Source organism: Bacteroides sp. DH3716P (assembly GCF_025914115.1).
Classification (GTDB): Bacteria; Bacteroidota; Bacteroidia; order Bacteroidales; family Bacteroidaceae; genus Bacteroides; species Bacteroides ovatus.
Genome location: NZ_CP083673.1, coordinates 4,683,079 through 4,696,311 on the forward strand (window position 1 = coordinate 4,683,079; position 13,233 = coordinate 4,696,311).

General features: G+C 41.6%; 12 protein-coding genes. 9 read left to right on the forward strand and 3 right to left on the reverse strand.

The annotated features are described in order from the left end of the window. Positions 1–287: 287 nt before the first annotated feature. Genes KQP79_RS17580 through KQP79_RS17590 form a run of 3 tightly spaced genes read left to right on the forward strand, consistent with a single transcriptional unit; the run spans position 288 to position 2,450 of the window. On the forward strand, positions 288–896 hold the full coding sequence (locus tag KQP79_RS17580; protein WP_004310582.1) for a TetR/AcrR family transcriptional regulator: 609 nt from the start codon (positions 288–290) through the stop codon (positions 894–896). After that, positions 893–1,582 carry a hypothetical protein gene (locus KQP79_RS17585; RefSeq protein WP_080558409.1) on the forward strand — a complete coding sequence of 230 codons (690 nt, stop codon included), beginning with the start codon at positions 893–895 and terminating at the stop codon, positions 1,580–1,582. Before KQP79_RS17580 ends, KQP79_RS17585 begins: the two co-directional genes overlap by 4 nt. A 49-nt stretch (positions 1,583–1,631) precedes the next feature. Further along, positions 1,632–2,450 (forward strand): 4Fe-4S dicluster domain-containing protein, encoded by an 819-nt coding sequence (locus KQP79_RS17590; RefSeq protein ID WP_004310580.1) that lies wholly within the window; start codon positions 1,632–1,634, stop codon positions 2,448–2,450. A gap of 138 nt (positions 2,451–2,588) precedes the next feature. Here the strand turns inward: KQP79_RS17590 and KQP79_RS17595 are convergent, their stop codons facing one another. Beyond that, on the reverse strand, positions 2,589–3,296 hold the full coding sequence (locus KQP79_RS17595; protein WP_032856055.1) for a TIGR02757 family protein: 708 nt from the start codon (positions 3,294–3,296) through the stop codon (positions 2,589–2,591). Between the two features lie 42 nt (positions 3,297–3,338). After that, the gene (locus KQP79_RS17600; protein ID WP_061448183.1) at positions 3,339–4,631 is read right to left on the reverse strand and encodes an MATE family efflux transporter; all 1,293 of its coding nucleotides are present in this window, start codon (positions 4,629–4,631) and stop codon (positions 3,339–3,341) included. Between the two features lie 439 nt (positions 4,632–5,070). Here KQP79_RS17600 and KQP79_RS17605 point away from each other — a divergent pair, with 439 nt between their 5' ends. Then, the gene (locus KQP79_RS17605) at positions 5,071–6,384 is read left to right on the forward strand and encodes an aspartokinase (RefSeq protein ID WP_055235825.1); all 1,314 of its coding nucleotides are present in this window, start codon (positions 5,071–5,073) and stop codon (positions 6,382–6,384) included. A gap of 53 nt (positions 6,385–6,437) precedes the next feature. Beyond that, positions 6,438–7,253 (forward strand): pyrroline-5-carboxylate reductase, encoded by an 816-nt coding sequence (gene proC / locus KQP79_RS17610; protein WP_055235824.1) that lies wholly within the window; start codon positions 6,438–6,440, stop codon positions 7,251–7,253. A 92-nt stretch (positions 7,254–7,345) separates the two neighbouring features. Here the strand turns inward: proC and KQP79_RS17615 are convergent, their stop codons facing one another. Further along, complete coding sequence (locus KQP79_RS17615) at positions 7,346–8,686, reverse strand: sigma-54-dependent transcriptional regulator (RefSeq protein ID WP_055235823.1); 1,341 nt, start codon at positions 8,684–8,686, stop codon at positions 7,346–7,348. Between the two features lie 130 nt (positions 8,687–8,816). Between KQP79_RS17615 and KQP79_RS17620 the strand changes: the two genes are divergently transcribed. The 4 genes from KQP79_RS17620 to KQP79_RS17635 all read left to right on the forward strand — a co-directional run bounded on the left by KQP79_RS17620 (position 8,817) and on the right by KQP79_RS17635 (position 13,229). After that, positions 8,817–11,342, forward strand: a complete 2,526-nt coding sequence (locus KQP79_RS17620) for an FAD-dependent oxidoreductase (RefSeq protein WP_009040192.1) — start codon at positions 8,817–8,819, stop codon at positions 11,340–11,342. A gap of 31 nt (positions 11,343–11,373) precedes the next feature. Continuing rightward, entirely contained in the window at positions 11,374–11,724 is a 351-nt protein-coding gene (locus tag KQP79_RS17625; RefSeq protein ID WP_004314299.1) for a winged helix DNA-binding protein, read from the forward strand. A gap of 227 nt (positions 11,725–11,951) precedes the next feature. Further along, the gene (locus tag KQP79_RS17630) at positions 11,952–12,587 is read left to right on the forward strand and encodes a DUF4136 domain-containing protein (RefSeq protein ID WP_004314298.1); all 636 of its coding nucleotides are present in this window, start codon (positions 11,952–11,954) and stop codon (positions 12,585–12,587) included. 15 nt (positions 12,588–12,602) lie between these two features. After that, positions 12,603–13,229 (forward strand): outer membrane beta-barrel protein, encoded by a 627-nt coding sequence (locus tag KQP79_RS17635; protein WP_008019936.1) that lies wholly within the window; start codon positions 12,603–12,605, stop codon positions 13,227–13,229. The last annotated feature ends 4 nt before the right edge of the window (positions 13,230–13,233 follow it).

A 13,233-nucleotide genomic window follows, 5' to 3' on the forward strand; every position in this document is an offset into this window, starting at 1 on the left:
CCTGACAGATGGGAAAAGGCTAATGACTAAAAAGGGATCATTAGCCTTTTTATTTTAATACACTATATAGAATCGCGGAGACGCTTACTACGTTTTGTTCGTGAATTGGAACAAGGCAAACAGACTCTTCGAGTAGATAAAGTAAACCAAATACTAAATCAGTTTGGAAGTGAAGTAGGCGTAGTGCAAATAAATATCACTTAAATTTCCTACATTTTTTCCTAATGAAGAATATGTCACCACTTTGAAGTCTACCTTTGTCATCGAACAGTGACAATATTTATATTATGAAATTAAGAAATGCAGAAAAACGGCTGCTAATTGCCGTTAGCCAAATTATTGAAAACGAAGGATTCAGTAAAATCGGAGTCAATAAGATCGCCAAGCAGGCAAAATGCGATAAAGTGTTAATCTACCGTTATTTTGGTGGACTGGAAGGTTTATTAGCTGCTTGGGCTAAAGATAATGATTTCTATACTTTAGCTTATCAGGCTTATTCGGAAAGAGTGACAAAAGCGGAAAGTTCTGAAGATATTATTAAATTGACCCAAACCGTCTTATTGAAACAACTGAACTTCTTACGGACAAACAAGCTAATGCAGGAATTGTTAGCATGGGAGTTATCGGGAAATTCTACATTCAGAAGTATTCAGGATGAACGGGAAAGAAATGGTTTCAAACTTCAGGAGGAACTGGAAAAGAAATTGGGAAAAGAATCGAAAGATGTACGTATGTTCATCACTATATTAATTGCTTCTATAAATTACATTGTCTTAGCCACAAGACAATATCGTATATTCAACGGTATCGATTTTAGTAATCCAGAAGCTTGGGAGTTATGCAAGCAAACTATTTATAAATACATTCGTGCACTTTTTGAAAATATCCTGAAATGAAACGATTTTATCATTTAACGACTATGCCACACAATATTATTGAATGTAATACAATATTATCCTGCTTAGTGATATGCTGTTCTATATTGTATAGCATTTCTTGTAATGCACAGGCCCGGCAGAGACATTTTGAATCTGTTTGTGGAAAAGAAAAGAACATAATAATATGGAATGAGAAAACAGAAAACAACATTATTTTTCTGACTACTTCCCAAAATTCAGAAGTTCATCATTATCGCCTCTCGCCTTTATGCACAACTCTATCCTGGCAGTTGACTGATTCAATAAAACATACGAATCTGACTATTGTCTTATATAATAATAACTACTATTTTAAAGGTACACTCAACAACCAGCCCTATAATAAAACGGTTAAAAGCAAAGGCTATCCGTGGTATCAAAATATAGCTTATTCTGCCGGACAAACAATCAATAAGAATAGTATAAAATACGAGTGTTTTCGTCCTGACAATCTGGAATTATATGTCATGCAGGCAGAACGAAAAGCTACCACTGTATTATTCAACAATCAAAAAACCTATGAAATAAAGGTGAGGCTTACAGGCATCTTATCTCACTTTTGGAGTTGCCTCTACTATTTCAATGCGGCAAATCACCAATTCATAGGTTACAAAGGAGTAAACGGCGGTCCCGGTACTCCTGAAACAATTATCAAAGCTAAATAAATAATACTCAATGATATATTCACGATTTAAATTTAAAAAAAATAGAACAATGAAAGCAATTATTATCTATGTTTCTACTTACCAAAGTAATACGCTCAAAGTTGCCCAAAGAATGGCAAACGAACTATCTGCTTTTTTAGCCACTACCCGGGAAGCAGAAAATATCGACTTATCAGATTATGACTTAATCGGACTCGGTTCAGGAATAAACTTTGCCCAACATCACTGTAAACTTCTCTCATTTGCGAAGTCACATGAATTCAGAAATCGCAACGTCTTCATCTTCTCCACCCGCTGCCGTCCATTCCTTGGAAAGTATCATCAAGCACTCAAAAGGATATTGTCAGATAAAGGTGGAAATCTTATCGGTGAATTTTCCTGTAAAGGTTTTGATAGGACTGGTCCATGGGTAGCAATAAACGGATACAACAAGGCACGCCCTAACGAGAAAGATTTATTTAAAGCGAAATTATTTGCCGATAGTATGAAAAGACGCATACATCCATTAGCCAAATTCTCCAAAATGAAGAAATTTATGATTGATAAGATAGACTATTCCCCTATCTACAAGCATCCCTCTAACGCTAATAAGATTGCCGGCAAAACGACATTATTAAATATTACGACTTGTATTCATTGTATGAAATGCATCAATCTATGTCCAATGCATGTGTTTGAGATAAAGGAATATGATAATTCAAGGATTATTCTTCCCACGGGAGAAAGCAACTGTATCCAATGTCAGACATGTAGCAGGAATTGTCCTACGAATAGTATTTTTATTAATGAGTCGTTCATCAACGGGATACGGATTGCTATTCGGGAAGCAGGCAGTGATAAACTACAGCAGGCATATAGATATTATTAGGATTTACCCCCAGTTCGGAGATCAGTTTTGAAGCTATCTGTCTAAGAATATAGCTTTTTTCAATTATAATCGAAAAAGCCAGAGTAAAAACACGTTTTCTCGATTATAATCGAAAATTTCATTTTATAGGATTATGTATTAAATCTCCCCATTCACCCCTAATCCGAACAAGGCAAAATCGCCCAAACATGGATCATCCGGGAAGACCTCAGCCAATGCTACCGTTATCTGGCGGGCATTTTTCAAAGAAAAGGTTTCTGCATCCGTCAACTTGAAATAATGGGCTACCCGGCAGACATGTGTATCCAAGGGAACAATCAAATCCCTGCGATCAAAACTCTCCCAAATGCCCAAATCGACCGCCGAGTCCCGGCGAATCATCCAACGCAAAAACATATTCAGTTTCTTTTGAGGACTTTTGGCAGAGACTTCAAGAAATGCACATAGCTTTTCCATCGGTATTCCGGGGTATGTCTTCAAGGCTTCTTCCAAACTTTCAAACTGTGTATAAGCAATGTATAATCGCTGGAAATATCCATAGAAATCAGCATGTGACAGCATCCGATAAAAACTACCGGTTGCCCCCGGTGGGAAATCCCCCTCCCACTGACGGGACAATACATACTGATAAGGTGAATCTCCCATTAGCCCGTGCAGCTCTTCCGCCTTCTTCAATATCTGTTTGCGATTGCCAAAACTCATAATTGCTGTCAGCAAACCGCTGACTTCGATATCCTGTTTCAGCGTATAACGATGGGGAAACTGCACCGGATCGCTTTGTATAAAGTCTGCGCGATGATACATCTCCGCACACATTAAAAGTTTATTCTTTATATCTTCAGTCATTTCGAGGAAGTATCAAGTATTGAAAGTACAAAAATACATATTCTAGTCGGATTTCCTCTTTAAGTAAATGATAGATTGTATCCCTAATAAAATAACAAACAAATATTCTGCCGTCATATACACAGTCAGAGAAGCATGAAAACATTCACTTAACAGATACAGATAAATCAAATATACAAGAATGGTGATTAACTGGAAGATAAAGGCGAGCTTCGTCTTTCCTGTACCGGTAACAGCATTGATATAAACATATCCGGGCAGTGCAAAAGCATAATTCAACAGCATAACTATAAAAGGATAGAAAGCTAGTCTCACCAGATTATCGTTATTCGTATAAAATCCGATAACCCATTGGTTACCCCAAAGAGCCATAACTATCAATGGAACCCCCACGGCATAACCCAACCTAAGAACTTTATGGCAAACGGGAAAAAGTTCCTTCCCCTGCCCCGCCCCAATTAGATTGCTGACTAATGAACCAGTAGTGGATGCAAAAGAGTTGACAATCACAAAAAAGACGGTAGAAACACTACGAGTAATATTGGAAATAGCAAGCTCTGTCCTTCCCAGATGCTCGATAGCAACGAAGAACAGAAACCAGGGAGCAACGCTGATAAAAGAGTGAAGCATACTCCATACAGATATCCTCAACAACTTTATTAACACTTTCCCATCATAAACGACCTTCAGCCCATATTTCACTTTATCTACCCTCACCCACATATATAATAGGAGTACGATAAAAGCTCCGAACTCTGCCAAAGAAGAAGCCATCGCCGCCCCGGATATACCCAGATTCAGTTTGAATATCAGCAGATAGTTAAAAGGAATATTGATACAGATAGCCATGATAGCTGCCACGGACAATGCTTTGGTCGTTGTTATCCCTACCAGAAAAGACCGGAAAGCTAAAAAAGGAAATGAGAATAACAAACCGAAGCTACGCCAATCCAGATAATGAATCACTGCCTGATAAATTTCATCCGAAGTTATCAACCGGCGCAAGATCAAGGGAGAAGCCAAATGGAGCAATAGGCAAAGAATGACTGCCATCCCCGACAGGAAATATACTCCCTGAAAAAATGTACGTCCCGTCTCTTTATAATGTTGTTCCCCATTTCTCCGGGCAATCATTACCTGCAGCCCGATGCTGAATCCGAAGCCCAACATATAAACAGCTAAATAATAGATTCCGGCAAGCGCAGAAGCTCCCAGTTCGACTTCTCCCACATGCCCCAGGAAAATAGCGTCGGTAATATTGATTAATTGTTCCATCAGAATGCTCATCATCACAGGAAAGTTGATGAGCCATATTTGCTTATATGTATAATTCATTGCTCAACTTAAAAATAACACGATACGGTATACCACATCATAGCAGCACACAGTTCCGTAAATTTATAAAAATGGATATAAAACTCTTTGCCAGGCGAGTAGTTGCCTGTCGGATAGCTGAATAGCCCTGTTAGAAATGATGCTATTCGTTGAGCGTAGCTATATGCAGAGTTTCATAAATGGATGAATATTGCTGGTTTATCAATCAATTACGCAACAAAGATAAGAAATCTTATTTTCATATCCCAATGTGGTATGGTATTAGCAGATTACTTATAGTAAAGAAATGTATTAAAAACATTGATTGCAACATTAACAGATTGATTTATACAGATATACCATATTCTAAAGCTAAGGAATAATTCTTAAATATCTTTCTCTTTTGAAAAAAGGCATATCATTTTGAAAAGAGTAGTAACCAATAAATAACCAGATAACAATGAAAGTTTGTAAATTCGAGAAAATTAAAGATGAGGATGAAATGAAGCAAGTAATCAATTGTATTCAGAAAGAACATCCTTATGTAGCTGTAGTCCCTATATTGGCACAATTACAGGAGTGGTTACAGGCTATTTCCATCAGTTGGTTTCACGAAGAAGATGAAGCTTCTCATACCACAGTCAATGCCATCGAAGCATATTGCTGTACCCTTGCCAATCATCTCATTACAGATTCGCACTTAAATCAGGAAATTAAAAACCGGATTCTGGAGTGTATAAAGAAAATACATATACTTGTAGAAGACAAAGCAGATTTACTGATTGATAAAATGATAAAAGCGGAAATATACGGATTATCCAGCGATTTATTCACTTATTGCTTACGTCAACAGGGTCTTCGTGCCCAAACATTAGATACCGGCAAACTTATACAGATCAACCTGGAAAGAAAGCCGGATATCCCATATATTCAGGAATCTATCCAACAATACATTGACGAGAACCGGAATGTGGATATTTTTATCGCCCCACTTTCCATTTGCAGGAATGTGTATGGTGAAATAGACTTTATGAGCGAACAACGCAATGATTACTATGCAACAGTGCTTGCCACCTTATTCAAAGCGGACGAAATACTGTTATCCACCCCTATCAACCATATCTACGCAAACCGGAATTGCCTGCGAGAACAACATTCACTAACTTACATAGAAGCCGAACAACTGATTAACAGCGGAGTACACCTGCTCTACGCAGATTGTATCACCCTTGCGGCACGCTCCAATATAGTTATCCGCCTAACCGATATACACGATCTGTCAACAGAACGACTCTATATATCTTCCCATGACACAGGCAACAGTGTCAAGGCCATCCTCTCACAGGATTCGGCTACCTTTGTACGTTTTACCTCATTGAATGTATTGCCCGGATATTTGTTTATGGGTAAGATATTGGAAGTTATCAACAAATATCAAATCAATGTCATCTCAATGGCCTCATCCAATGTATCCATCTCGATGATGCTGACAGCCAGCCGGGACACCCTGCGAATCATTCAAAGGGAACTACATAAATATGCCGAAATGGTTATGGACGAAAATATGTCTGTAATACATATCATCGGCTCCCTTCATTGGGAACGCACACAAGTAGAAAGTCATATTATGGATACTATCAAAGATATCCCCGTATCTCTCATTTCTTATGGAGGAAGCGATCATTGTTTCACACTATCTGTACATACCACAGATAAAAACAGACTGATTAGTTCGCTATCCAGACAATTTTTCGAGAGTCAGTGCGCAGCCTGATTCAAAGCCGGATAAAAAGAGACATCTGAAAGCCAAATAAAAAAAATAAAGAGATGAAAATAGCTATTATAGGAGCCGGACACATAGGGAGTGCAATCGTCACTTGTCTGGCGCAAGGACATCTTTACAATGAGAAAGACATTATTGTCTCCAATCCAAATATCGATAAACTGGAGAGACTGCAAGAACATTTCCCTGCAATACACATAACGACCGATAACCAACAAGCCATATCGGAAGCTGAAGTAATCGTCCTCGCCATCAATCCCTGGAAAGTAGATGAAGTATTGTCCCCTCTACGTTTCTCGCGTACACAAATCCTCGTATCTCTTGTGTCCGGAGTATGTATCTCCCACCTGGCTCATTTAACAGAAGCCGAGATGCCTATCTTTCGGGCAGTTCCCAATATGGCCATTACAGAACGTTCCAGCCTCACTTTGATAGCTTCCCGCGGAACTGATAAAGAATATCAGCAATTAATAAAACAGATATTTGAAGAAGGAGGAAAATGCCTGTTCCTGCAAGAGAAACAACTAGATACCACTTCCGCATTAACCTCCAGCGGAATAGCTTTCGCCTTAAAATATATGCAAGCGGTTATGCAGGCAGGGATTGAGCTAGGAATTCCCGGCAAGGATGCCATGCAAATGGCAGCGTATAGCATGGAAGGAGCGACAGAACTGATTCTGAATCATAACACTCATCCATTGCTGGAAATAGAGAAAGTAACCACTCCGGGCGGAACCACTATAAAAGGATTGAACGAACTGGAGCACAAAGGCTTCACTTCTTCTATTATTCAAGCCATCAAAAGCAGTGCCACAACTTTGATTGACAAAGAGGAAGAAGATGCAGAAAATTTCCGATAGTCCTTATGGTATGGTTTCTCAAGTCCTTTTTGCCTATTTTGAAATGCTATATATCCCAAAGCCAGCATAAAAGGACTTAAGAAAATGTATGCTTAGATTTTATATTCCTCTATCTTCCGGTACAGGGTGGTAAGTCCGATTTTCAACAAGCGGGCAGCTTCCGTTTTATTCCCTTTCGTATATTCCAACACACGCGCAATATGCCTGCGCTCCATTGCAGCCAGTTCAAAACTACCTGTACTATCGTCCGAACATTCATAATGAGTGTTCTGGATTTCCAAAGGAAGGTCGCAGATATCCAGCCGTCCACCTTCGCAAACAATCAGGCTACGCTCAATCACATTTCTCAACTCACGGATATTCCCTTTCCACGGCTGTTGTTCCAGCGCTTCCAAAAAAGCAGGAGTCATCTCATTGATGGCATACGAAAGTTTTTCGGAGAAACTTTTGGCAAAAGCAGTTGCAAGAATTCTGATATCACCGGTACGTTCACGAAGCGAAGGAAGATGCACCTGAAAAACCGAAAGACGATAAAACAAGTCCTCACGGAAATGCCCGGCTTTGATCTCCTCCTGCAAATTCCGGTTGGTAGCAGCGATGATACGCACATTGACTCTTGTCGGCTTGGTATCACCGATCTTTATATATTCTCCTGTTTCAAGGATACGCAGTAACTTTGCCTGCAATTCGAAAGCCATCTCTCCGATTTCATCCAGAAAGATCGTTCCGTTATTGGCCTCTTCAAAAAGCCCTTTCTTATCTTTCAACGCACCGGTAAACGAACCTGCCTTATGTCCGAACATCTCGCTTTCGAGCAGTTCTTTGCTGAAAGACGAACAGTTGACCGCCACAAAATTCTGTTTGCTCCGCTTGCTGTTATAATGTATAGCCTGCGCAAAGACCTCCTTTCCTGTTCCGGTTTCTCCCGTCAGCAATACGGGAACATCTGTCACAGACACCTTCTGCGCCAAAGACACCGACTCTTTCAGCACTTTTGACTCCCCCAGGATAGAATCGAACGAGTACATTTGCCCGACCTTCTTTTCCAGTTTTTCGAGACGGACATTCATTTTTGCTTTCTCTACGGCACGACTAATGAGAGGGATAATCTTGTTATTATCATCTCCTTTCGTTATATAATCAAACGCACCGTTTTTGATAGCCTGCACCCCGTCGGGAATATTGCCGTGAGCAGTAAGAAGAATCACTTCCACATTGGGAGCTATTTTTTTGATATTCAAAACCAGATCCACTCCGTTTCCATCAGGAAGAAAAACATCACATAAAGCTACGTCGGGCGATTGAATTTCCAGTTGTTTGATGGCAGTTTTGCAATCACCTGCCTGACACACTTCATAGCCCTCAAGTTCCAGCATACGAGCTAAAAGGCTGCGAATCTGGACTTCATCGTCAATAATAAGAATTTTATTCATACAAATTGTCTACATTAATATAGAAGAATGAAAAACAGGGTGCGCAAATATAGTTTTTTTATCTGAATCCATGAACATTTCTTCGCCCCTGTTTGTTATTTCCACAGGAAACTATTTACACTATAAACAGATGAAAATAATTATTATTGGGGGAGTTGCAGGAGGAGCCACCACTGCTGCCCGAATCAGACGAGTAGATGAAACAGCAGAAATTATCCTTTTGGAAAAAGGAAAGTATATATCATACGCCAATTGCGGCCTTCCTTATTATATAGGAGGAGTGATAGAGGAACGGGATAAATTGTTCGTGCAAACGCCCGAAGCCTTCTCTACACGCTTCCGTGTAGATGTACGTACAGAAAACGAAGCGATTTTTATTGACCGGAAAAGAAAGACAGTGACCATCCGGCAAAGCAGTGAAGACACTTATGAGGAGAGCTACGATAAATTAGTCATCTCCACCGGAGCTTCCCCGGTGCGTCCTCCTCTTCCGGGAATCGACCTTAGCGGAATCTTCACGTTAAGGAATGTCACCGACACGGATCGGATCAAAGAATATATCAAGAGCCACGCTCCGCGAAAAGCCGTTATCGTAGGAGCCGGATTTATCGGTCTGGAAATGGCGGAAAACTTACATACACAGGGAGCGAAAGTGTCGATTGTGGAAATGGGCAATCAAGTGATGGCTCCTATCGACTTCTCGATGGCATCGCTCGTCCACCAGCACTTGATGGATAAAGGAGTCAATCTTTATCTGGAACAAGCTGTCGCCTCTTTTAGCCGGGAGGGAAAAGGATTGAAAGTAACGTTCAAAAATGGTCAGTCCATTTCTGCCGATATCGTTATCCTGTCGATCGGAGTACGCCCGGAAACCAGTCTGGCACGAGCTGCCGAACTGACTATCGGCCCCGCAGGAGGTATTGCCGTGAATGATTACCTGCAAACGTCTGATGAATCGATTTATGCCATCGGTGACGCAATCGAGTTCCGCCATCCGATCACCGGAAAACCCTGGCTCAACTATCTTGCCGGACCTGCCAACCGTCAGGGACGCATCGTTGCAGACAACGTTCTCGGGGCAAAAATACCTTACGAAGGTTCTATCGGCACTTCAATCGCAAAAGTTTTCGACATGACCGTTGCTTCAACCGGTTTACCCGGCAAGCGCCTGCGCCAGGAAGAGATAGATTATATGTCATCTACCATCCATCCCGCCTCTCATGCCGGCTACTATCCGGATGCCATGCCGATGAGTATCAAAATCACTTTCGACAAAAAGACGGGAAGATTGTACGGCGGGCAAATCGTCGGTTACGACGGAGTGGACAAACGGATTGACGAACTCGCGCTTGTCATCAAACACGAGGGAACGATCTACGACCTGATGAAAGTGGAACAAGCGTATGCTCCTCCGTTCTCTTCGGCCAAAGATCCGGTAGCACTGGCAGGATATGTAGCGGAAGACATCATTACCGGCAAAACCAATCCGGTATATTGGAGAGAGTTGCGGGACATTGAAATGGAAAATAAGTTCCTGCTGGATGTCCGCACCCCGGACGAATATTCTTTAGGCAGCTTACCGGGTGCCGTGAATATTCCGCTGGATGAGCTTCGTGACCGGCTGGCCGAACTGCCGAAAGATAAAATGATTTATACCTTCTGCGCTGTCGGACTACGGGGCTATCTTGCCTACCGGATATTGACTCAACATGAATTTGACAAGGTGCGTAATCTCTCGGGAGGACTGAAGACTTATCGAGCCGCCACTGCTCCGATTATCATACGCGAAGAAAATGGAAATGAAATAGACGAATCACCCGAACAACAGGGAGGTAGTCCCCAAGTTGGGCAACCTGCGGTTGCTAAGGTTTCGGATACCACGGTTACTGCCACGGCTGCCGTCACCGCCGATGCCCTTGCAACCCCCGCTAAAACAGTTCGGGTAGACGCCTGCGGGTTACAATGTCCCGGCCCGATTTTGAAAATGAAAAAAACAATGGATACACTGGCTTCAGGCGAACGGGTGGAAATCACCTCAACCGATCCGGGATTTCCGCGTGACGCCGCCGCATGGTGCAGTTCAACGGGCAATCAACTGATTTCGAAAGACAGCTCCGGAGGAAAATCTGTTGTTGTCATAGAAAAAGGAGAACCAAAATCGTGCAATATTGTTACTTCATGTGAGGGCAAAGGAAAAACCTTTATCATGTTTAGTGATGATTTGGATAAAGCTTTGGCCACTTTTGTACTAGCAAACGGCGCAGCAGCTACGGGGCAGAAAGTCACCATCTTCTTTACGTTCTGGGGACTGAACGTCATCAAGAAGTTGCACAAACCGGAAACCGAAAAGGATATTTTCGGAAAAATGTTTGGCATGATGCTGCCTTCCAGCTCTAAAAAGCTGAAACTTTCTAAGATGAGTATGGGCGGAATAGGCGGAAAAATGATGCGGTATATCATGAACAAAAAAGGGATTGATTCACTGGAATCCCTGCGCCAGCAAGCGCTGGAAAACGGTGTGGAATTTATTGCTTGCCAGATGTCAATGGACGTGATGGGAGTCAAACAAGAAGAACTCCTGGACGAGGTGACCATTGGCGGCGTAGCAACGTATATGGAACGGGCGGATAACGCAAACGTTAATCTATTTATTTAAAAAATGAACAAATGAAATATTTAAATAAGGTATGAAAACAATATGTGCAATGCGTGATGTATTCAAAGCAATGGGAAACTTTGAAACAGCATTTGAAAAAATGTACCAGATAACGCTTAATGAAGCAATGATATTGTGTGCCCTTAAAGAGGCTTCGGACAAAGTGACGGCTACCAACCTGTCTAAACAAACCGAACTAAGCCCCTCACACACATCCAAAATGCTGCGGATACTGGAAGAAAAAGGACTAATCGTCCGATCACTCGGAAGTGAAGACCGGAGACAGATGTATTTCCATCTGACTCAATTGGGTAAACAACGGGTAACTGAACTGGAACTTGATAAGGTAGAAATACCGGATCTACTAAAACCTCTGTTTTAATAAACGGATTTTTCAAATAAATATCTGTAAATAATAAACGGTGAGCAAACTCCCTGATAATAGGGCAGAGCGCTCACCGTTTTTCTTTCCGCCGGGCCAAAGAAATATGTTAATTTTCCGGCAAAAGAAATTTCCACGCGAACCTTTTTCCACCTTTCTTGTTGTTTGTATCAAAAGCCCAAGGTACCTGGGCGTGATTTTTATATAACCTAAACATTATAAAAGATATGAAGAAATTAATTCCTATTTTATTGGCGGTCTTTGCACTCGCTTCATGTGAAAAAGACCCGGACATGGGTAAACTGGATGACAATTATCTGGTATACACTAACTACGACAAGAAAGCCGATTTCAAAGTTCCTACATTCTATCTGGCACCACAGATTCTGGTCATCAGTGATAGTAAAGAACCGGAATATCTCGAAGGTGAAGGCGCAGAACAAATTCTGGCAGCTTATACAGACAATATGGAAGCTAGAGGTTACGAAGCAGCAGCTGACCAGGAAAGCGCAGATCTTGGTATCCAAGTGAGCTACATCGCAAGTACTTATTATTTCACCAGCTACACACAACCTGAATGGTGGTGGGGTTATCCCGGATATTGGGGCCCTGGCTACTGGGGTGGCAACTGGGGTGGTGGATGGTACTACCCGTATGCAGTAACTTATAGTTATAGCACCAACTCCTTCCTGACAGAAATGGTGAACTTGAAAGCCGAACAGGGAGACAGTAAAAAACTGCCTGTTGTATGGACAAGTTATCTGACCGGATTTGAAACTGGTTCCAAAGCTATCAACCGTACTCTTGCAGTAGAAGCTGTCAACCAGTCATTTACACAGTCACCTTATCTTACTAACAAATAAACAACTACAACTGTTATGAAAACAAGAAAAAATATATACTTCAAGGTAGTAGCCTTGGCGGCTATTGCCATCGCCTTCGCCATGCCGGCTAAGGCACAGCTATCGGACAATGGATATGCAAATATCGACTGGCAGTTCAACGCTCCGCTAAGTAACAATTTTGCTGATAAAGCAAGCGGTTGGGGTATGAACTTCGAAGGTGGTTATTTCGTGACTCCTAACATCGGTTTGGGTCTTTTCCTCAACTATCACAGCAACCACGAATATGTAGGTCGCGAAACCTTCCAAATGGGCGCCGGTGAAGTGACTACCGATCAGCAACATACCATTTTCCAATTGCCTTTCGGTGCTGCTGCACGTTACCAGTGGAATCGCGGTGGAGCCTTTCAACCATACGTCAGTGCTAAATTAGGTGCTGAATATGCTAAAATCCGCTCTAATTTCAGCATGCTGGAAGCAAGAGAAAACAGTTGGGGATTCTATGCTTCTCCTGAAGTAGGTATCAATGTATTCCCATGGGTTTACGGACCGGGTTTGCACTTTGCTTTGTACTACAGCTATGGTACCAACAAGGCTGACGTACTGCATTACAGTGTAGATGGATTGAGCAACTTCGGCTTCCGCCTGGGTGTATCCTTCTAAGACT

Bases quoted from the DNA above. Each gene is read 5' to 3' on its own strand.
- KQP79_RS17635 (WP_008019936.1), top strand. From the start codon at position 12,603: ATGAAAACAAGAAAAAATATATACTTCAAGGTAGTAGCCTTGGCGGCT.
- KQP79_RS17595 (WP_032856055.1), bottom strand. From the start codon at position 3,296: ATGACTGAAGATATAAAGAATAAACTTTTAATGTGTGCGGAGATGTAT.
- KQP79_RS17620 (WP_009040192.1), top strand. From the start codon at position 8,817: ATGAAAATAATTATTATTGGGGGAGTTGCAGGAGGAGCCACCACTGCT.
- KQP79_RS17590 (WP_004310580.1), top strand. From the start codon at position 1,632: ATGAAAGCAATTATTATCTATGTTTCTACTTACCAAAGTAATACGCTC.
- KQP79_RS17615 (WP_055235823.1), bottom strand. From the start codon at position 8,686: ATGAATAAAATTCTTATTATTGACGATGAAGTCCAGATTCGCAGCCTT.
- KQP79_RS17585 (WP_080558409.1), top strand. From the start codon at position 893: ATGAAACGATTTTATCATTTAACGACTATGCCACACAATATTATTGAA.
- proC (WP_055235824.1), top strand. From the start codon at position 6,438: ATGAAAATAGCTATTATAGGAGCCGGACACATAGGGAGTGCAATCGTC.
- KQP79_RS17605 (WP_055235825.1), top strand. From the start codon at position 5,071: ATGAAAGTTTGTAAATTCGAGAAAATTAAAGATGAGGATGAAATGAAG.
- KQP79_RS17600 (WP_061448183.1), bottom strand. From the start codon at position 4,631: ATGAATTATACATATAAGCAAATATGGCTCATCAACTTTCCTGTGATG.
- KQP79_RS17630 (WP_004314298.1), top strand. From the start codon at position 11,952: ATGAAGAAATTAATTCCTATTTTATTGGCGGTCTTTGCACTCGCTTCA.
- KQP79_RS17625 (WP_004314299.1), top strand. From the start codon at position 11,374: ATGAAAACAATATGTGCAATGCGTGATGTATTCAAAGCAATGGGAAAC.
- KQP79_RS17580 (WP_004310582.1), top strand. From the start codon at position 288: ATGAAATTAAGAAATGCAGAAAAACGGCTGCTAATTGCCGTTAGCCAA.